This is a genomic window from Calothrix anomala FACHB-343 (genome assembly GCF_014696435.1).
GTDB lineage: Bacteria > Cyanobacteriota > Cyanobacteriia > Cyanobacteriales > Nostocaceae > Aulosira > Aulosira anomala_A.
The window spans coordinates 41,469-60,234 of record NZ_JACJQG010000025.1 but is presented as its reverse complement, the minus strand read 5'-3'; the positions used below and the strand labels follow the sequence as shown (position 1 = coordinate 60,234).

General features: G+C 39.0%; 20 protein-coding genes and 1 pseudogene. 11 read left to right on the top strand and 10 right to left on the bottom strand.

Translation table 11 applies throughout. The annotated features are described in order from the left end of the window. Window positions 1-12 precede the first annotated feature (12 nt). Window positions 13-1,158, top strand: coding sequence for an ABC transporter permease (locus H6G08_RS16065; RefSeq protein ID WP_190544479.1), 1,146 nt, complete (start codon window positions 13-15; stop codon window positions 1,156-1,158). Between the two features lie 298 nt (window positions 1,159-1,456). On the opposite strand, the gene H6G08_RS16060 is transcribed toward H6G08_RS16065, so the two are convergent. From H6G08_RS16060 to H6G08_RS16050, 3 genes and pseudogenes are all read right to left on the bottom strand, one after another. Then, window positions 1,457-1,921: a hypothetical protein gene (locus tag H6G08_RS16060; protein ID WP_190544620.1), complete on the bottom strand. Its 465-nt coding sequence runs from the start codon at window positions 1,919-1,921 to the stop codon at window positions 1,457-1,459. A 142-nt stretch (window positions 1,922-2,063) separates the two neighbouring features. Beyond that, window positions 2,064-4,262 (bottom strand): GumC family protein, encoded by a 2,199-nt coding sequence (locus H6G08_RS16055; RefSeq protein ID WP_190544476.1) that lies wholly within the window; start codon window positions 4,260-4,262, stop codon window positions 2,064-2,066. Window positions 4,263-4,646: 384 nt separating this feature from the next. Continuing rightward, a pseudogene (locus H6G08_RS16050) lies at window positions 4,647-4,769 on the bottom strand (catalase); the annotation flags it as partial. Window positions 4,770-5,138: 369 nt separating this feature from the next. On the opposite strand from H6G08_RS16050, the gene nuoB reads away from it, so the two are divergent. Continuing rightward, complete coding sequence (gene nuoB, locus H6G08_RS16045) at window positions 5,139-5,840, top strand: NADH-quinone oxidoreductase subunit NuoB (protein WP_190544474.1); 702 nt, start codon at window positions 5,139-5,141, stop codon at window positions 5,838-5,840. Then, entirely contained in the window at window positions 5,841-6,272 is a 432-nt protein-coding gene (locus H6G08_RS16040) for a GNAT family N-acetyltransferase (protein WP_190544471.1), read from the top strand. It begins immediately after the preceding gene. A 91-nt stretch (window positions 6,273-6,363) separates the two neighbouring features. Here H6G08_RS16040 and H6G08_RS16035 read toward each other — a convergent pair whose 3' ends face one another. After that, window positions 6,364-6,693, bottom strand: a complete 330-nt coding sequence (locus tag H6G08_RS16035; protein ID WP_190544468.1) for a hypothetical protein — start codon at window positions 6,691-6,693, stop codon at window positions 6,364-6,366. A gap of 578 nt (window positions 6,694-7,271) precedes the next feature. On the opposite strand from H6G08_RS16035, the gene H6G08_RS16030 reads away from it, so the two are divergent. From H6G08_RS16030 to H6G08_RS16005, 6 genes are all read left to right on the top strand, one after another. Continuing rightward, complete coding sequence (locus tag H6G08_RS16030; protein WP_190544465.1) at window positions 7,272-7,730, top strand: VOC family protein; 459 nt, start codon at window positions 7,272-7,274, stop codon at window positions 7,728-7,730. A gap of 85 nt (window positions 7,731-7,815) precedes the next feature. Further along, window positions 7,816-8,889 carry a protein-glutamate methylesterase/protein-glutamine glutaminase gene (locus H6G08_RS16025; protein ID WP_190544462.1) on the top strand — a complete coding sequence of 358 codons (1,074 nt, stop codon included), beginning with the start codon at window positions 7,816-7,818 and terminating at the stop codon, window positions 8,887-8,889. Between the two features lie 11 nt (window positions 8,890-8,900). Continuing rightward, window positions 8,901-9,722, top strand: coding sequence for a CheR family methyltransferase (locus H6G08_RS16020; RefSeq protein WP_242046172.1), 822 nt, complete (start codon window positions 8,901-8,903; stop codon window positions 9,720-9,722). A 176-nt stretch (window positions 9,723-9,898) separates the two neighbouring features. Next, window positions 9,899-10,492: a neutral zinc metallopeptidase gene (locus H6G08_RS16015; protein ID WP_190544455.1), complete on the top strand. Its 594-nt coding sequence runs from the start codon at window positions 9,899-9,901 to the stop codon at window positions 10,490-10,492. A 294-nt stretch (window positions 10,493-10,786) separates the two neighbouring features. Further along, entirely contained in the window at window positions 10,787-11,236 is a 450-nt protein-coding gene (gene aac(6') / locus H6G08_RS16010) for an aminoglycoside 6'-N-acetyltransferase (RefSeq protein WP_190544452.1), read from the top strand. Window positions 11,237-11,342: 106 nt separating this feature from the next. Continuing rightward, window positions 11,343-12,068: an RNA ligase family protein gene (locus H6G08_RS16005; RefSeq protein ID WP_242046171.1), complete on the top strand. Its 726-nt coding sequence runs from the start codon at window positions 11,343-11,345 to the stop codon at window positions 12,066-12,068. A 4-nt stretch (window positions 12,069-12,072) separates the two neighbouring features. Here H6G08_RS16005 and H6G08_RS16000 read toward each other — a convergent pair whose 3' ends face one another. Further along, window positions 12,073-12,873, bottom strand: coding sequence for an isopentenyl phosphate kinase (locus tag H6G08_RS16000; protein WP_242046170.1), 801 nt, complete (start codon window positions 12,871-12,873; stop codon window positions 12,073-12,075). 138 nt (window positions 12,874-13,011) lie between these two features. Between H6G08_RS16000 and H6G08_RS15995 the strand changes: the two genes are divergently transcribed. Further along, complete coding sequence (locus H6G08_RS15995) at window positions 13,012-13,248, top strand: hypothetical protein (protein WP_190544444.1); 237 nt, start codon at window positions 13,012-13,014, stop codon at window positions 13,246-13,248. Window positions 13,249-13,406: 158 nt separating this feature from the next. Here the strand turns inward: H6G08_RS15995 and H6G08_RS15990 are convergent, their stop codons facing one another. Together H6G08_RS15990 and H6G08_RS15985 are read right to left on the bottom strand one after the other, a co-directional pair. Beyond that, entirely contained in the window at window positions 13,407-14,189 is a 783-nt protein-coding gene (locus tag H6G08_RS15990) for a hypothetical protein (protein ID WP_190544441.1), read from the bottom strand. A 456-nt stretch (window positions 14,190-14,645) separates the two neighbouring features. Beyond that, window positions 14,646-15,110: a cupin domain-containing protein gene (locus H6G08_RS15985; protein WP_190544437.1), complete on the bottom strand. Its 465-nt coding sequence runs from the start codon at window positions 15,108-15,110 to the stop codon at window positions 14,646-14,648. Between the two features lie 161 nt (window positions 15,111-15,271). Here H6G08_RS15985 and H6G08_RS15980 point away from each other — a divergent pair, with 161 nt between their 5' ends. Next, window positions 15,272-16,390: a Gfo/Idh/MocA family protein gene (locus H6G08_RS15980; RefSeq protein ID WP_190544434.1), complete on the top strand. Its 1,119-nt coding sequence runs from the start codon at window positions 15,272-15,274 to the stop codon at window positions 16,388-16,390. Between the two features lie 230 nt (window positions 16,391-16,620). On the opposite strand, the gene H6G08_RS15975 is transcribed toward H6G08_RS15980, so the two are convergent. The 3 genes from H6G08_RS15975 to H6G08_RS15965 all read right to left on the bottom strand — a co-directional run bounded on the left by H6G08_RS15975 (window position 16,621) and on the right by H6G08_RS15965 (window position 18,710). After that, window positions 16,621-17,157, bottom strand: a complete 537-nt coding sequence (locus H6G08_RS15975) for a hypothetical protein (protein ID WP_190544432.1) — start codon at window positions 17,155-17,157, stop codon at window positions 16,621-16,623. A gap of 187 nt (window positions 17,158-17,344) precedes the next feature. Further along, window positions 17,345-18,106 carry a class I SAM-dependent methyltransferase gene (locus H6G08_RS15970; RefSeq protein ID WP_190544614.1) on the bottom strand — a complete coding sequence of 254 codons (762 nt, stop codon included), beginning with the start codon at window positions 18,104-18,106 and terminating at the stop codon, window positions 17,345-17,347. A 421-nt stretch (window positions 18,107-18,527) separates the two neighbouring features. Beyond that, complete coding sequence (locus H6G08_RS15965; RefSeq protein WP_190544429.1) at window positions 18,528-18,710, bottom strand: hypothetical protein; 183 nt, start codon at window positions 18,708-18,710, stop codon at window positions 18,528-18,530. Window positions 18,711-18,766: the final 56 nt, after the last annotated feature.

Sequence of the window (18,766 nt, the reverse complement as noted above, 5' to 3'; positions counted from 1 at the left end):
GACAAATGACCAATGACAAGAATACTATCCCAATGTCGTAAAGAGTTAGCCCAATTTAGACGCGATCGCCTTTCGTTAGCGCTGGCGTTTCTCTTACCCTTGATGACTTTAATTATTTTTGGATTTGTGATTCGCCTAGAATCAAAAAATATTCCGATATTTATTCAAGATTTTGATAACAGTCCCCTCAGTCGCTCTTATATTGAGCGTTTATTTGCTACGAATCAATTTGAACCAATTCATAACTTTAAATTTCCCCTGTTTAATTCCCTCAATAAATCTCAAGTTGAAATATCTAATCCTCAAGAAGCAATTGATAAAGGACTTGCCAAAGCTGCTGTCATTATTCCCCCAGATTTTAGTCGGCAGATTAAATCAGATTTACCTATAAATATTCAAGTGTTAGTTGATGGAACAGATGTGAATAATGCCAGAATTATCAAAAATAGTATTCAAGCAACTACTAGATTCTTTTTAAGAGATTCTGGACTACAATCCTCATTTGATAAAATCGTTGCCCATATCCGCCTCTGGTTTAACCCTGGTAGAAAAGAATCTTTATATATAGTCCCTGGAATTTATGCAGTAATCCTTTGGATTTATCCCTCACTATTAACAGCAGTTGCAATGGTGCGAGAAAAAGAAAAAGGGACAATTTTACAAGTTTATGCCTCTAATCTCACTGCTGAGGAATTACTATTAGGGAAAGGCTTGGCTTATCTTTTAATTGGCATTAGCGAAGCTATATTAATTATGGTGATGAGTGCAATTATTTGGCAATTAAGCTTTGCAGTAGAACCAACACCATTATTCATTGGTACGCTGATATTTTTAATTGATAGTGTGATGTTTGGTTTATTAATTGGCGTGCGCGTCAATAATCAAAATTCTGCTGTGCAAGCTGTCGCCTTAGTCGGCTTTTTAACAGCTTTACTACTATCAGGATTTATTTATCCTATCAGTAATATTCCTTTTCCCCTATCCTTATTTTCTGCCATTATTCCCGCCCGTTATTATATTGAAATTACTCGCGATGCTTACGTGCGCGGTACCGGTTGGGCTGGTGTTTGGTTCGCCATCCTCATGCTAATTATTCTGGGCGTTTTACTATTTAATGTCGCCCGACGAATCTTAAAGCGAATGCAGTTATCTTCCTAGATCCCCGACTTCTTCAAGAAGTTAGTTGTAGGTTGGGTTGAGGCTTTGCGAAACCCAACATTCGTTGAGTGTTGGGTCTCATTCTTCACTACGTGACGCTAACGCGAACGACCCAACCTACAAAATCTATTGCATCATTTTAGGCTTGTCAATCTACTACTAAGTAAGTCAGTGGAAATAAACCGAACTATGTTAAGAAACGTAAATTGGCTTGAAACTCTTACCAAATGACCAATGACAAAGGACAAATGACAGCCTTCGCTAGTTATCTTTAATTACACCGACCGACTGAGAATTATTAATTACTATCCAATTTGGGTTGATTAATTTCTTTGCTTTTAGCCTCAGCAGCTTGATATGCATCTAAATAATTTTTCCCACCCAACATGACATCACCATAATATTCATAAGGTGGATCGCCATAAATGGGTAGGGGGTCATCTTCAGGATAATCTTCTTCAGATTCCTCAATAATGGCTTTGAGTTTCTTAATAGAAAAGCTTTCTGCGGGGAAGTAGTAAAGGTTCTCTGGTTTTTTTTGCAGATGCGGGAGGTTAGGATCGACAATTGACTCGTCTAATTCAATCCAAGCATGTTCAACAGGTCGGTATGGCTGACCGGAAAACACTACAAACCCCTGGACGTACTTTGCTTTCTCAGTCGCCAGTGCTGCTTTGTAAGCATTATCAAAGGTTTTTTTGGCTTTGCTTTTGATGCGTTGAGAAATTTCAACCGAAAGCGCCGCATCCAATGGTTTATTCATCCGATCGCAACTAGTCAAGCAGATACTTCAACATCGTAGCATTGAATGGGATAGTCAGTAGTTTTACAGTTTCCAACCCCTGACTAATGACTAATGACCAATGACCAATGACTACCTTTGCCTGTATTTTCGTTACGCCGACCTACTTAGTTTGTTTGACATCATTAGCGATCGCGCCAATTAAATTTAAGTTGCTGAAAATTTCTCTAGCATCCATGAGTTCGCTTTGAGTTACCTGACCAATCCGCCCGACTAACACAATGGCATTACACAAAGATGCCAGAATTCTGGCATCAACCTTATTTAAAATTGCTGGAGCATCAATTAACACTAAATCGTAGGTTTGTTCAAACAATTCAATAATTTCTTTCATCCGCCCTGAACTGAGTAGCTTAACAGCGTCTTCTGGTGCGGGGCCAGCAGTTAAAACATCAATGTGGGGATGAATTGGTTGAATATACTCAGCAACTGGATTATTACTTTCATCAACTAATAACAGAGATAAACCCCAATCATTAGACAGATTTAATTTTTTATGCAAGTTAGGATGCTGCAAATTAGCATCAATTACTAATACGCGACGATGCATGTGAGATGCGCTCGCAGCCAGCCCCAAAGCTAAGGTTGTTTTTCCTTCACCCGCTAGGGTTGAAGTCAACATCAGCGATTTAAAAGCAACAGGATAATTAAATAATTGAATATTTTGATAGACTAAATCAAAATTTTCGTGGTCTGGCAAACTAGGGATAGTTTCTCCTAAAATTGCCATTGATTCCTGATGCTTAAATGGTTTAAAACATCGTCTTTTTCGACTCTTTTCAACAATCTTCGGGACTGCTCCCAATAGTCGCAGATTTGTCAGCCTTCTTAATTGTTGTGGCGAATAAATCACATCATGAAATATTTGCCAAATTAAAGCTGTAATAATTCCTAAAATCGGCCCGGTTATTAAAGCTCCACCTAACAAAAACAACCTACCACTACCGATATATGTTCCCTTTTCTGGTGCTTCTAATAATTGCCAATCAAATCCAGTTTGCGCAATTGTCATTCCTAAAGACTGTTGCTGCTGCAATAATTGTTCTAAGGTTTGACGACTGTTTCTTATATCTGGTAATAAACGATTATACTCAGCTATAATGCTAGGATACTTGCTCAGTTCAACACGTAATTTTTGTTCGGCTTCAACTAAACTTTTTTCATTAGCTATCAGTCCTAAAGAAGTAGTTTGTATTTGATTTAATTCTTCTACTACCTTTAAATCAACCCCAGCAATTTGTCCGGGACTAGAATTATTTGTATTGGTATCATTTGCTTCTGCAGATCTTCCTACCTCTTGTCGCAGTAAGGCTAATTGGCTTTGGCGTTGCTGTTTTAGGGTTTCGATTACAGGAGAATTTTCTGTATATCGTAGTCTTTGTTGTGAAAGTTCTAATTCGGTTTTTTGAATTTCATTCAGTAAAGTTTGGTAGCGCGGTGATTGGCTCAAACGCGAAGAAACTATACTTTTTTGGGATAAAGACACCATTTTTCGCTGTAGTCCGGCTTGGCGCGCTTTGATGTCTTGAATTTGGGCGCGAGTATTTTGTAATTGTTTTTGAATATCCGCTAAAGATTGCAGCAGAATTTTGCTTTGTACCTCTGGATCGACTAAATTATACTTTTTGCGAAATTTTTCTAATTTCTGTTCTGATTGGCTAACTTGTTTTCTGACTTCGGGTAAGCGAGCGTTAACATAAGCCAGCCCTTGATTTAATCGCTCCTTTTGTTCTTCAATGTTGTAATTGTGATAAACAATTTGTAGTGCTTGCAACACTTTTTGGGTTTTAACTGGGTCTTTATCTTTAAAAGAAATCTCAAATATTTGATTGTTTAGATCGTTAATTCCCGTTGCAGTTTTTATCTGAGTGACATTTAACGGCGATTTTTCATATTGTCCTGGTTTACCTTTAATATCTTCTAAAGTAATGTTGGGGTAATTAGGACGCAGTAAATCTACAGCTTTTTGAATTAATGGAGAACTTTCCATTAGTTTTTGTTGAGCTGTATAGTCTACAACTTGAACGTTGAGATCTTCAGTTCCTTGACTATCTGTTTTTCCCTGAACTTTATTTGCATCTAAGCCTGGATCTAACTTGGAACTTACCAGTATTTGCATCGAGCTTTGGTAATTTGGTTTCGCCAAGATAGCCAAGACGCTAGCTACTGAGATAACTGCACAGGAAATACCTAATATGAGATAACGTCTGTGATACAGAATTGTAGTGAGTTGTTTGATATCAATCGCGTTTGGTGAAGAGTTGTTGAGCATTTGCCCTTGGTTCAGACTACTGTTAGTCACTATACAAATCCTCTAATCTTTAAATAATAAATCAGGAAGATTTCGCTGGAATCAGGGAGAAGTTAATTTTGATTAAACTGTAGACGACATTTTAGGCCAAATGATTCCCGATCTGCCAGATAAATTATTTTCAATGATTTTACGTATAGTAATTGTAGTTAATATTTTTTAACTTAAAACAATTAAAGTTATTAAATAATTTTCTGTAGCTGCAATTGATACTAAATATCTGATACTAACAGTTATCTTGATTGTATAGTCAAGCCTTTGCACACATTTAGTAGATATAAAAATTTGTATAATTACTTCTAAATATTTACTACTATACTTCAGTAGTAAATATTGATAATGTAGCTATTATTTTTGGATATTATTGTTGATTGTCAGTTTTTCAATTAAGTGGAAATCCTGAATTAATACCGGGCCACGGGGGCCAGCAGTTAGTGAGTTCTGGTTGTCAGCAACGGAGATACCATCAGCAGTGGTCAACTTTTGCAGTTCAGTCATAGGTAGAGAAATTCTCCATATAAGTCAGATTACCCAAACTTAATCTTGGTCTGCAAACCAACTACATCATACTCATAACTACTTCGTATTTAAATCATAATCGTTATGACTATGGAATGCAAGTAACGTTATCTCACTCCGAAATCAAATAGCGATCGCTCTACAACGCTTCTAGCTAATTGCTTTTTGCACTGACTGCAGGTATGCGATCGCCAGAAATTGATTGTGATAAAATCCCGCAACCAAACATAAAAATCCTTTTCCCCTAGCCCCTATTTTCAAGCTACAAGGGGAGAGTTTTCGGAAATTGTCGTTAGCAGTGATGTAGCAATAAATTGCTCTACAAATATTTATTGGGGAACTCAACTTATGACTAGTTCAATTATCAACCCCGTTGAGCGTCCGGAAATTACGCAACAATTATCGGAAAATATAATTCTCACCACAGTAGATGACATCTACAACTGGGTAAAAATGTCCAGTCTGTATCCCTTGATGTTTGGTACAGCCTGTTGCTTTATGGAATTTATGGCTGCTTATGCGTCGCGCTTCGACTTAGAACGATATGGGATGATTCCCAGAGCGACTCCGCGACAAGCAGATCTGTTAATTACGGCTGGCACAATTAGCATGAAGTATGCGCCGAATCTCGTGCGGCTGTACGAACAAATGCCGGAACCTAAATATGTCATCGCGATGGGTGCTTGTACCATTACAGGAGGAATGTTTAGTGTTGATTCTCCTAGCGCCGTGCGGGGTGTAGATAAATTAATTCCAGTTGATGTTTATATACCAGGATGCCCGCCTCGACCGGAAGCTGTCATCGATGCAATTATTAAATTGCGAAAGAAAATTGCGAATGAAAGCATTCAAGAACGTCATATCAGCCAACAAACTCACCGCTATTACAGTATTAATCATCGCCTCAAGCCTGTAGAACCTGTCAACGATGGACAATATCTCAGAAGTTCTACTAGAGAAACTTACCCGCCAGAACTTGCTATAGATCCAGATTCGCAATTACCCTTAGCATTACCAAAAACTCAAAATTCTCAAGTTATCCGAGACTAAATGACTCACATTAATCTGGCACAGTCTGATGCAGAAATTGAGCGTTGTTTCCCCACTATGCAATTGCTTCGTCCCCATCTTGTCGCTAGTGAGTTTGTCACTCGCATTCGCAGACAACAACAGCAAGGTTTTCACCTAGCTTATTTAGAAGATGGGGGAAGCATCAAGGCTGTAGCCGGATTTAGAATCGCTGAATCCTTATCTTGGGGTAAGTTTGTTTATGTGGATGATTTGGTAACTCAAGAACGCGATCGCTCTCAAGGTTACGGTTCAAATCTCCTCAATTGGCTAATAGATTATGCTCAAGCTAATGCTTGCCAACAATTACACCTCGATTCCGGGGTTCAGCGCTTCGCGGCTCATCGTTTTTACTTTAAGCAGCGTCTAGAAATCAGAGCTTATCACTTTACTATCGAGTTAAGTCAGATGTAGGTTGGGTTGAACCCAGTGAAACCCAACTATGCCAAGGTTTTTCGGTGTTGGGTTTCGTTCCTCAACCCAACCTACCCCGTAAAAAAGGCGATTAATCGAGCGGCGATGGCGATAATTTGAGCTTGGAACGCGGAACTCCGAGTTCCGAACAGCAAACTTTGAGTTCCGAACAGCAAACTCCGAGTTCCGAACAGCAAACTCCGAGTTCCGAACAGCAAACTCCGAGTTCAAAACAGGAAACTTCGAGTTCCGAAAGGGAAACTTCGAGTTCAAAACAGGAAACTTCGAGTTCAGAAGGGGAAACTTCGAGTTCCGAACAGCAAACTCCGAGTTCCGAAAGGGAAACTCGAAGTTTTTTACATACAGCAGATTGCAAGTTGGTGAGATACAGATAATCTTTGACTGTAGAGGCATGGTACATTGGTGTCAACTTAAGCTAAAAATAGCCTCTGTCTTAGCTTTGTCACCCGCCTGAGAATGAATTCTCAGGCTCATAGCCAAAGTAGGGGCGGGTTAAGCGAGATAGTCGTGAATTATTGGAGCATATCTGTGAACCCGCCCCTACTGAAGTAGACTCAAGATTTTGAGGATATGTAGTCATCTGACGATGACTTTGACTATTAGCAAGGAACTTCAGTTACTTGCGGTAACTGGGTTTCGCGTTAAGTTGACACCAATGGGCATGGTACTGCCCCTACCTGCATACCTCATATTAATTTAATTCTTTCCCCCTGCTCCCGTTCGGCTGACGCTCACGGCGGAAGCCTGCCCCCTGCCCCTCTGCCAAACTTGTACCGATTTGCAATATCTTTAGGACTTACGCACCGAACACAAAAACCCTCACAAGGGTGGTCAAAAGTCAAAAGTCAATGGTCAAAATTCAGCTTTTTGGACTATGGACTATTGACCATTGACAAAAAGCATGAAAAATATATGACACTGCGTAAGTCCTAATCTTAATCTGGAAGATATTGCTCATTTATGAAAAGGTAAAAGCTAATGTCAGATCTAGGCTTTACTCATATCGCCCTGGGGGTAAGCGACATCGATCGCAGTCTATCGTTTTATGCTAAGTATGCCGCAATGCAAGTGGTGCATCGTCGCACTGATAAAGCAAAGCATGTAGATGTTGCTTGGATTAGCGATTTAACTCGACCATTTGTAATTGTTTTAATTCAAGTTGCAGAATTAAAATGCACCCTTGCGCCTGCATCCCATCTGGGAGTAGCTTGTCAAACTCGTGAGGAAATAGACCGCCTTTGCGATGAGGCACGTTTGGAAGGTGTGTTGATAGATGGGCCCCATGACTGGGGTTTTCCTGTCGGTTACTGGGCTTTTTTCCGCGATCCTGATGGTCACACCTTAGAAGTTTCCTATGGTCAAGAAATTAATTTTACAATTGAGCAGGCCATCAATAAAGCTAATGAAAACGTCACAATTGGAAAATTTAGAAGATGAGGCGCTTTGGAGTTAGGGGCGCAAGCAAATCATCTCAATTCCCCAAAATCAAACTACATTACGGACAGGTTTGACCCTCATCCCAATGCTAAAAATCCGGGTACTCATAGTTGATGATGCTGTGGTAGTTCGCAGTCGCGTCAGTAAAATTTTAGCCAGCGATCCAGAATTAGAGGTAGTGGGCGTGGCTGCTCATGGGGGTATTGCTTTGGCAAAAATACCCCACCTTCATCCTGATGTGATTGTTTTGGATGTAGAAATGCCAGAGATGGATGGTTTACAAACTTTGACAGCTATCAAACAAAAGTATCCCAAGCTACCTGTGATTATGTTTAGCACCTCTACCTATACAGGAGCGATCGCTACTATCGAAGCTCTTTCTTTAGGTGCTTCTGATTATGCGACAAAACCTAGTAATCTAGGAAGTGTGGAGGCTAGTAACCAACATATTATCGAGGAATTAATTCCTAAAATTAAGTTATTCGCTTTGGGAAATAGTTTATTTCCCTTACAAACTACAATTACTAATTCGCTTTTTCCTGCTGTCCCCAAGGGTAAAGAACAGGTAGATGTTGTGGCAATTGGGGTGTCAACAGGCGGGCCGAATGCTCTCGCCCAAATACTTCCCGCACTTCCAGCCGATTTCCGGGTTCCGATTTTGATTGTGCAACACATGCCACCAATGTTTACCAAATTATTAGCAGAAAGATTAAATTCTCAATGCCAAATTCATGTTGATGAAGCCGTTGCTGGTGCTGAAATCAAGCCTGGGCAAGCTTGGATTGCGCCAGGAGATTTTCACATGGTGGTACAGCGTCAAAATGATGTAGTGCGCCTGGGAATTAATCAAGCACCACCAGAAAATTCTTGTCGTCCCTCGGTAGATGTACTATTTAAGTCTGTAGCCGAAGTTTACAGTCAAAGAGCGATCGCTGTTATTCTCACAGGTATGGGACAAGATGGCTTACATGGCTGTAAAGCTATCCGGGAAGCTGGCGGACAAATACTAGCCCAGGACAAAGTTAGTAGCGTAGTCTGGGGAATGCCCAGTTTTGTTGTCAATGCTGGGCTAGCCGATGAGGTTCTTCCCCTCAAGCAAATAGCAGGTGAAATTATCCACCGGGTTCGTGACAATCAAGTACCTTTTTCAGGTCTGTGATGAAACAGACTATGAGTATAAACACTATTGATTTTAAATATATTTGTCAATTAGTTTACGAGCAATCGGCAGTAGTTTTACAACCCGAAAAAACCTATTTAGCAGAACTATATTTACAACCAATTACGGAAGCGCTTGGATTTACGTCAATTGGCGAATTAGTTCACTATCTACAAACTCAACCTTTAAGCGAACTGCACAGCCAGGTAGTTGAGTCATTGGTAACAAATGAAACATCATTTTTTCGCGATCGCTATCCCTTTGAAGCGCTGAAAGAGTATGTACTACCAGAATTGATTGCTAAAAGAAGCAGAGAGCGATCGCTTAATATTTGGTGTGCAGCTTGCTCTAACGGGCAGGAACCCTACAGCATAGCGATGCTGATTAAAGAATATTTTCCCATACTGAGCAAATGGTCTTTAAAGCTAATAGCCAGCGATTTTTCCCATAAAGTCTTAGCCAAGGCGAAACAAGGCTGTTATAACCAGCTAGAAATCCAGCGTGGGTTACCGAGCAATTTACGCGATCGCTATTTTCAAGAACTAGATAATAACTGGCAAATTCATAACGAAATTATACAGATGGTAGAATTTCGCCAGTTTAATCTTGTAGAATCTTGGATAGCATTACCCAAACAAGATGTAATTTTTTTACGCAATGTTTTAATTTATTTTGATACCGCTACAAAAAAAGACTTATTAAAAAAAATTAAACATAAATTAAATCCAGATGGTTACTTATTTCTCGGCAATGCTGAAACCACCATTCATTTAGATTCGGCATTTACTCGGGTTCAATTTGATAAAGCTATTTGCTATCGGTTAAATAAATAAATTGTTTTGATATAGTAACAAGCATTCATTCAGATCCCCGACTTCTGCAAAAAATCGGGGATCTAGTCTATATATTAATATTTCAAGATTCTTTAAGCCTCAGCACTTTTTCCGCTAACAATCCGTCATCAGACTTTGAATAATTTCGCCCTAAGTTCAACAGTCAAACACACGCAATGAAAGCACTCAAAGCCTTGACAACAGCACTAGTCAGTCTTAGCACTGTACTAGCAAATATTCCTGTAAAAGCAGAATGGGCACCAAAAGCCGTTGTTGATGGAGTTTATGCAGGTATTCAACATATTCATGGCTATAAAGCTACACCAAGATTAATTTGGGATGTTGCCAAAGGTTCTCCTAGTCGCTGTGGAAGAGTTTACGGTAGTTTGTATTGTAAACTAAACCATACTGTCTATATAACCAGACAAGATATTCAAATGGCATATCATTTTGGCGATGCAGCTTTAGCCTATATAGTTGCCCATGAATATGCCCATGCTATGCAAACAGCTTATGGATTTGAACCTAGAATTACACCCATATCAGAACTGCAAGCAGATTGTTTAGCTGGAGTGTATTTAGGCTTAATTCCTAACATTGTATTTGACGAACGCGATACGCTAGAAATTGCCAGCCTAGCTTATCATATTGGTGATTATGACTGGGGTAGCCGACACCATCACGGTACGCCAGAACAACGTGTGAAAGCTGTTGTTTTGGGTATGAGAAGTGCCGTTAATGGTAAAAGTTTCGCTGCTTGTCGTGTTTAAATTTTAGATTTATTTTCTCACTTGTACAGGTGCGTTAAACTTCGTTATAACGCACCATAAAATTATTCAATGCATTAGTCTGCATCTTATATCAATTCTCTGTAAACTCGCACTTAATAATAGCTTCTTTTCTCTTGGCGTACTTGGCGTACTTGGTGAAGCAGTCGCAGTCTTGGCGCTTTGCGTCGATTGCGAACTGCTGAACCCGAAGGGCGGTTAATCAAATAAATATTAACGGCATCATGGCGAATTTATCTTACAATAAAAACGAATCTGAACCGAAGATAAATAACCATGAAAATTTTCCCAATTAACCAAAATAACTTTGATACATGGTTAAATCTCACCTTAGAACTTTGGCCAGATGAATCTCCTGAAGAAAGACGCAATTCTCTAATCACAATTCTCCAATCTCCACGGGAAGCAGGATTTTTAATTGCAGATGACAATGAAATAGCAATTGGTTTTATGAATCTCTCTTTGAGATATGATTATGTACCCGGCGCTACTACTAGTCCCGTTGCCTATTTAGAAGGAATTTATTTAAAAAGCGAATATCGCCGACAAGGGATAGGTAGATATTTAATTGAACATGCTCAAAAATGGGGACGAGAAAAAGGATGTTTAGAACTCGCTTCAGATGCTTTATTAGAAAACACCGCCAGTTATGAATTTCACTGCAAAGTAGGTTTTCAAGAAGTAGAAAGAATAGTCACATTCATTAAGTCAATTGACAGTCATTAACTTTAAAATTATAATTGTATTATATTTGTATTATTAAAATATATAGTTAGGCTAAATGAGTTATGATTTTTCACTGCGGAGTTGTGACTTAAACAAACTCAACTCTATGACAAAATATCCGAGTATCCCTACATATCATGCACTAGGTGATAAAGGAACTTTGCTAGAACAGACAGTTAACTTTAATATTGATGATGACGAGGTAATTCTTACAGAAAAAGTAGATGGGACAAACTCTCGTATTATTCTTTTACCTGATGGTAACTTTGTTTTAGGTAGCAGAGAAGAACTATTATTTGCTAAAGGCGATTTGATTGGTAATCCTGCACTGGGGATTGTCGCTGCACTCAAAAATATTGCAGATTCATTAGCGCGATCGCATTCGGGTATTATGGTTACCTACCTGGAATTATATGGCGGAAAAATTACCTCAGCCAGCAAGCAATATACTTCTCAACAAAATGTTGGCTGGCGATTATTTGATGTCGCAGTCATCACAGATATAGAAACCCTATTTGCACAACCTATCAAGCAAATAGCCGCATGGCGAGATAACGGGGGACAAGTTTTTCTTGATGAAAAGCAACTGACTCAAGCAAGTATTGACTATAGATTTGCGCTAACACCGCGAATTGCAACAGTGACATCTTTACCCGTGACGATTTCCGAAACCCATGAATTTCTCAAAGCCATGCTACCACAGACAAACGTGGCATTGGATGCAGGTGCAGGCGGTAGAGCCGAAGGAATTGTAGCGCGAACAACTACCAGAAGTGCGATCGCTAAGTTACGCTTTGAAGATTACGAACGCCATCGCCAACGACAAAGATAGAATATCAAGCTTTAATCAAAGTACCTAACGCTGACTTTCCCAACACAGCATTAGTTAAATTACCTGGTACAGCACCATCAATTATCCAACAATCAATTCCTAAATCGGCTATAGCTAAAAATTCTTTCACTTTCCTGAGCATACCACCCGTAACATCTACCGATTTACTTTCACCCAGAAAATTTTTGATGTGTGGATAGTTAGCTGAAGTAATCTCAGATATTACCTGTCCATATTGATCATACACACCCGGATAGTTACCAACATTGATTAATTGCACGCGCAAATTTTCTTTTATATGAAAATGTTTCGCTAATTCTGCTAATACTGTGTCAGTAGAGAGAATTGTTCCGCCAATTATTTTATCTAAAACTACATCCCCAAATACTAAGGGAATCAAACCTGCTGCTAAAGTATTTTCGATAATTGAATAGTTAAATTTTATTGGCTTTTTGTTTTCAGTCACTCCCATAGTTACAGGTGGGAGACTAATTACAGGTAAACCCGCTTGTAAAAAAGCCTTAGCTATTAGCCGATTTAAATCAATAGCATCTTGGTGAACTAGACAAAATCCAAATTTATCAACATCAGTGCTAATGCCATTGATGGTATTGTATTTTTTAGCAGACTGATGACCGAAAGAACCTGCACCATTGCCAATAATCAATTTCAGATGGGGATTTTGAAGTGCGATCGCGCTCACTTCCCCGGCTAGTTGTTGTATAATTTCGGGTTTAGCTGTATAAGGTCGATCCTTATCAGTAATTAACGACCCTCCCAGCTTAATTAACGCTAGCTCCATCATGAACTATTGATAGCAATCGGATGATAACCTTAAGAGAGCTTACCACAGAGAGAGTAAATTAGTTACTACTCCAGACTTCAGCCCTAAATCATCAATCGCTTATTTCTCTGTATAAAATATTCATGATAATTTTGGCTTATGTCAGACTCAATCGATAATCAATATCAACTAATTTCCGAGTATGACAAAACATTACAACGCCAAACTATTTGCCAAGATTGTGCTTTTCATATTCACAGAGAAGGCGTTCTCGACTGTATTCACCCAGACGAATTGCAGGTTAATTGTTCTCAAGTAATTTTTTGCAATTCATTTCAACCATCCCAGGAAATTGACAGTCCTTGTGTAACCTTTGACTATGATGATGAGAAATAGCGATCGCTAAAATGCTGATATATCTCCAACCAGATTATTTAAATTAGCTTAACCGCAATTAACATTATCGATAAGCTTCATCATCACTCATGACAAATGACAAATGACAAATGACAAATGACAAATGACAACCCTTACCAGTATTTTCGTTACACCGACTATCTATTGCAATTTTCGACTGTGCGCTCGTTGAGAAAATATTTGAGGTTAGAACCTTCAACAACAATTTCACCTTCAGTTGTTTGAATATAAAGTTTACCTTGATCGAAACGGACAATATTATTAGTTGTGATTGCAGCCATTGAAAATAACTGTTCGCTAGGCTGAATTTGTTCTTGGTATAAACCTAGCAAGTTTGAGCCTGGTGCTTTATGTGCTTGAATCATTGTTGTGGGTTCTGATTGGGATTGTTCAGCACTCATCCAAATCACGCGATCTTCTACTTGGACTAAAACTTCATGATTGGTAGTTTTGATATAGAAACTTTCTTGGTTAAATGCCATATCGAGAACTTTTTGGAAGCCATTACCAGTGAAAATCAGTAATCTAACGTTTTGCTGATTTCTTTCTCTAAAATTCATTTGAGAACGCCAAAACTTCCATAGAGATTTCATTTCAGTATAATTCATTTTATAGCCAACAGGAATATGGTAATATTCATAACGCATTAAGCCATTTTCAAGCTTGCCAGTAGGAAGAAAATTATGTTTGAGCAACACTGCGTTGATTAAATCTAAATGTTGGCAATTTTGGCGAACCAAGAAAAATTTAGATTCGCTAGCCAAATTAATACTTGCTAGTAATAAACCTTTTTTACTGAATAATTGAACTGTTGTTGAGATTGATTCGATGCGGAAATTTGGGTTAGATGCTAATCTGGTTTTTCCTTGTACAAATTGGCTAACTAATGTTTGATCGTCCATTAAATTTAAAGTTGCCATTGTTCGCTCCTTATACCTGTTATTAATGATGTGTTTTGTAATTTGACAGCTTTTTTGTTTTCGCTGTATTTTGTTATGGGTGATTAACTCAAGTAGTTTTACTTGTGTTCATGATTACTTCTACAACAGCCCAACTCTAAATCCGGATACGTTAATCATAGACAAAACAAACATTTCATACAGTGATTATACGTAGATGCCTGGTAAAGCTTTCATATACCTAGTACAAGCTTTTATATCGATCGCTATTGCTTGGCAGAAATTTCTTATTTGAGCCGTAAAATATAAGCTCGATTAATTTAAAAACTTAAATAATATTAGGCAAGCTGATTATTTAGCCATCGAAAATCCCAAATAGGCAGGGATTAAGCAATTTGTTTAGAGAACTTAATATTCAACTTTTTTATATCTTTAATCTATGCAGGCATAGAGAATAGGTAATAGGTCAGATGGTGCTTAACCGTCTACTGGTTCTTGATCGAATTGGCGCATTAACTCTATCAAAGCTTCCCTATCTGGCGTTTGTCCCATTTGCAGGAGTTTGGCTAAACCTGCAAAATACTGTTCGCGATCGCCTGCAGGACAAAACATAATCAATAACTTGGCGGTTGTAGTTCCTTGGTTCGCAAAGGTATGAGGTGTACCACGAGGAACTAATACAAACGCTCCAGGTTTACCCTGCACTGTTTGATTACCCACTTGAATCTCAACTTCTCCCTTTAGAACATAAAACATTTCTTCCATCTGGCGGTGAATATGCAATACAGGCGAGGTTCCCCCTGGTGGGAGTACATTTTCAAATAATCCCACATGCCCATGAGTATCAGCACCAACAGCTTTAAATATGACTTCGCTATTCCCAATAGTTAGGTGAGTGCCTTCTCCTGGCGCTAGTACAATTTCTTGAATGGGTAAACTCATCACAATTCCCTGTGCAAGCTACCGCAAAGCATAACAGACTTCCTCAACTAGCCGAATCAATCGGTAGGAGGATGGAGCCAAAGCTGTAAATTTTTAACCTGGAAAATTAGCAGCATTGCCAAGTTTGTGAGCAAACAAATACTTAATTCGGAGGTAAAAAAATGGCAGCTACAAACGGGAAGCGCAAAATTCGTTATGCCGTCGTGGGACTAGGTTGGATTGCCCAGGAAACTGTACTGCCAGCTTTTGCCGAAACTGACAATTCTCAACTAGTTGCCTTATTTTCTGACGATGAACTCAAGCGAGAAGAATTAAGCCAGCAGTATCAAGCCAAGGCTTATGCTTATGAAGACTATGACAATTGCTTGAGAAGTGGCGAAATTGATGTAGTTTATATTGCACTCCCCAACCATTTACACTGCGATTACACTGTGAGGGCTGCAAATGCTGGGGTTCATGTACTGTGCGAAAAGCCAATGGCAGTGACAGAACAAGAGTGCGAACAGATGATTCGTGCAGCTCAAAATAATGGCGTTAAGCTGATGATTGCTTATCGCTTGCATTTTGACCAAGCAAATATGCAAGCAGTAGAAATTGCTCAATCTGGTAAAATTGGCGACCTCCGTATCTTCAACTCAGTATTTTCACAAAACGTTGCCGAAGGTAATGTCCGCCTGGAAGCGATATCTAATGGTGGCGGTACTGTTTACGATATGGGCATTTATTGTATAAATGCTGCTCGTTATTTATTTAGAGATGAACCCTATGAAGTGTTTGCCATCAGTGCTAGCCAAGACGATCAGCGTTTTGATGACTCTGATGAAATGACAAGTGCAATTTTGCGTTTTCCGGGTGAGAGAGTAGCAAACTTTACTTCTAGTTTTGGGGCGGCATCAGCTTCCAGCTTACAACTTCTGGGTACCAAGGGTAATTTGCAGATGGATTCACCATATTCTTATATGGGAGAACTGAAGCACAAAATTACTGTTAATGATGAAATTGAAGAAAAATCTTATCCAGCAGGGAATCAGTTTGCGGCAGAAATTATCTATTTTTCTGACTGTATATTGAACAATCAAGAGCCAGAGCCATCTGGCGAAGAAGGTTTGGCAGATGTGCGGATTATTCGTGCTATTTACCAATCGGCGCAAACAAGACAGCCTGTAAAATTGGGAGAGTTTCAGCGTCGCGATAGGCCATCAGCCAAGCAAGTTATTCAACTACCAAACATAGAAGCGCCCGAATTAGTTCGCGCAGCCGATCCGACGGGGAAGTCGTGAGGGGGTGAAAGAAAGGCAGAGGGGCAGGGAGCAGGGGGCAGGGGGAGAAGAAAGGAGAATGCAAAAAAGTTGTCTTGGCTTTTTCTCTCATGTTTTAATTTTTTAAAACATGGTTTCAGAAATTCAATACTCTACTCTAGATTTAGAGCATATTTCAGGTACGCGCTTCGGGGCATGGCAGTGCCAATGCCCCTACATCATTGATTACAGATTTAAAAATCCAGATAATTTTAAGAGGAACGTTGCCAACCAAATTTATTTTGATTCGGGATATCTATCTTACATAAACCCGACTCGACATTAAAATCACAAGTATAGCTGCCTAAAAATTCTTCCTGATAATTAAATACGCGCACGTTATACTTATCTTTTCTCACAGATGTACCCAAACGATTAATAAAGTCGTAGCGTTCTAGATAATCTAATAAACTCCAAATTTGCTGATTCACTATTATATCTACTCTTGCTGGTTCCGTTGCGGAAGCTGGGTATGCTATCCAATCTGCTAATAATTTATTTTCAGCACTTTTTTGGGCACGCCATAAACTAGGAATAGTCAAATATCTCTGGCTAATAGTAGCAGATGTCATTACAGAGTTATTTGGTTTGGCTAATAAACTGAGTTCTAAAGGTGCAGTAGAAGCCTTGAGGGAATCTTTATTTTCTCCTAGTGTGGGAGGGATGGGTAGAAAAGTCGTGATGCAAAGACTGATAGATAGTAATAGTGGTAACGATGTTTTGCGACCAGAATTTTGTTGAGTAAACATAATCTTATAATTTTGAATAATTACGGACTTACGCAAAGACAACAGAAAGAATGCGGCAGATGGTAGGGGCATGGCAATGCCATGCCCTCTAGAATATAGAGATGTGCCGCAAACACTATTTAAAGTGGTATGAGAAATAAGAAATAGGTAAATATGTTCTAATTATGACATAATTGGGGATTGTTCTCTAAAGTTTGATTGCAAGGATGCGAATACGCCGATAGTCTGCTATCCAAGTTTCATCTTGATAGCGAGTTGGCTTTAATTGTTGTTCGACTTGACGAATTACTTGTGATTTTTGTTCAGCAGATAAGCCAATAAAAAATGTACCAGCAAACATATCAATCCAGTTGGCTAAACCTGCTGCTTTGTCTGCTAGGGGAGTGGGGCGATCGCGTAAATTGGCATATATGACATCAAATCCTTGCTGTTCTAGGAGGGTAGCATATTCGCCAATACTGGGATAGTACCAAGGATTGCGTGTTTTTGGCTCAGGAATTCCCAAAGAAGCGATCGCATTTTCTAAAGCTGTGGCGATGGCTTTGACATTTCCCTTACCGCCAAATTCAGCCACAAATCTGCCGCCAGGTTTAAGTGCTTGGTATATAGATGCGATCGCTTTTTCTGGTGGTTTCACCCAATGTAAAACAGCATTAGAAAATACCGCATCACATAGCTGTGCTACTTGAAAGTTCGTCGCATCCGCAACATTAAACTGGATATGGGGATAGTTTTGTCTCGCCTTTTCAATCATCGTTGCGGCGTTATCAATTCCCATTACCTCAGCGCCAGCTTGAGCAATTTTTTCTGTGAGTTGTCCCGTTCCACAACCAAGATCTAAAATTAACTCTCTAGGTTGGGGGTTGAGTAACTGCAATAAGTCCTCACCATATTGCCATACGAAGGCGTGTTTGTCTTGATAAAGAGTAGTATTCCAATTATTAGACATATAGCTGTTGATTGATGACTGTTGAGTGTTGACTGTTGACAACTGTACGGGCGGGTTCACAAATATCCTCACCGATCAACGATAATTCTCTATAAACCCGCCCCTACTGACTGTTGACTGTTGACATAGTTGAAAGGCTTTTATTGTCAAGATTTTATATTAGCTTGATGTCAAGTTACTATATCTCTATTGGTTATGCAGTTATGCAGTTTTTAGTCTCATTAATCAGTCTTTAATACTCGTGAATGAGTCTTTGATACTCATTAATCAGTCTTTAATACTCGTGAATGAGTCTTTGATACTCATTAATCAGTCTTTAATACTCGTGAATGAGTCTTTGATACTCATTAATCAGTCTTTAATACTCGTGAATGAGTCTTTGATACTCATTAATCAGTCTTTAATACTCGTGAATGAGTCTTTAATACTCATTAATCAGTCTTTGATACTCGTGAATGAGTCTTTGATACTCATTAATCAGTCTTTGATACTCGTGAATGAGTCTTTGATACTCATTAATCAGTCTTTGATACTCGTGAATGAGTCTTTGATACTCATTAATTAGCGGCACATCAATATATTCTAGAGGGCATGGCAGTGCCATGCCCCTACAATCTGTCGCATTCTTTTTTAAAATTGGTATGCGGTAAAGATATTTGA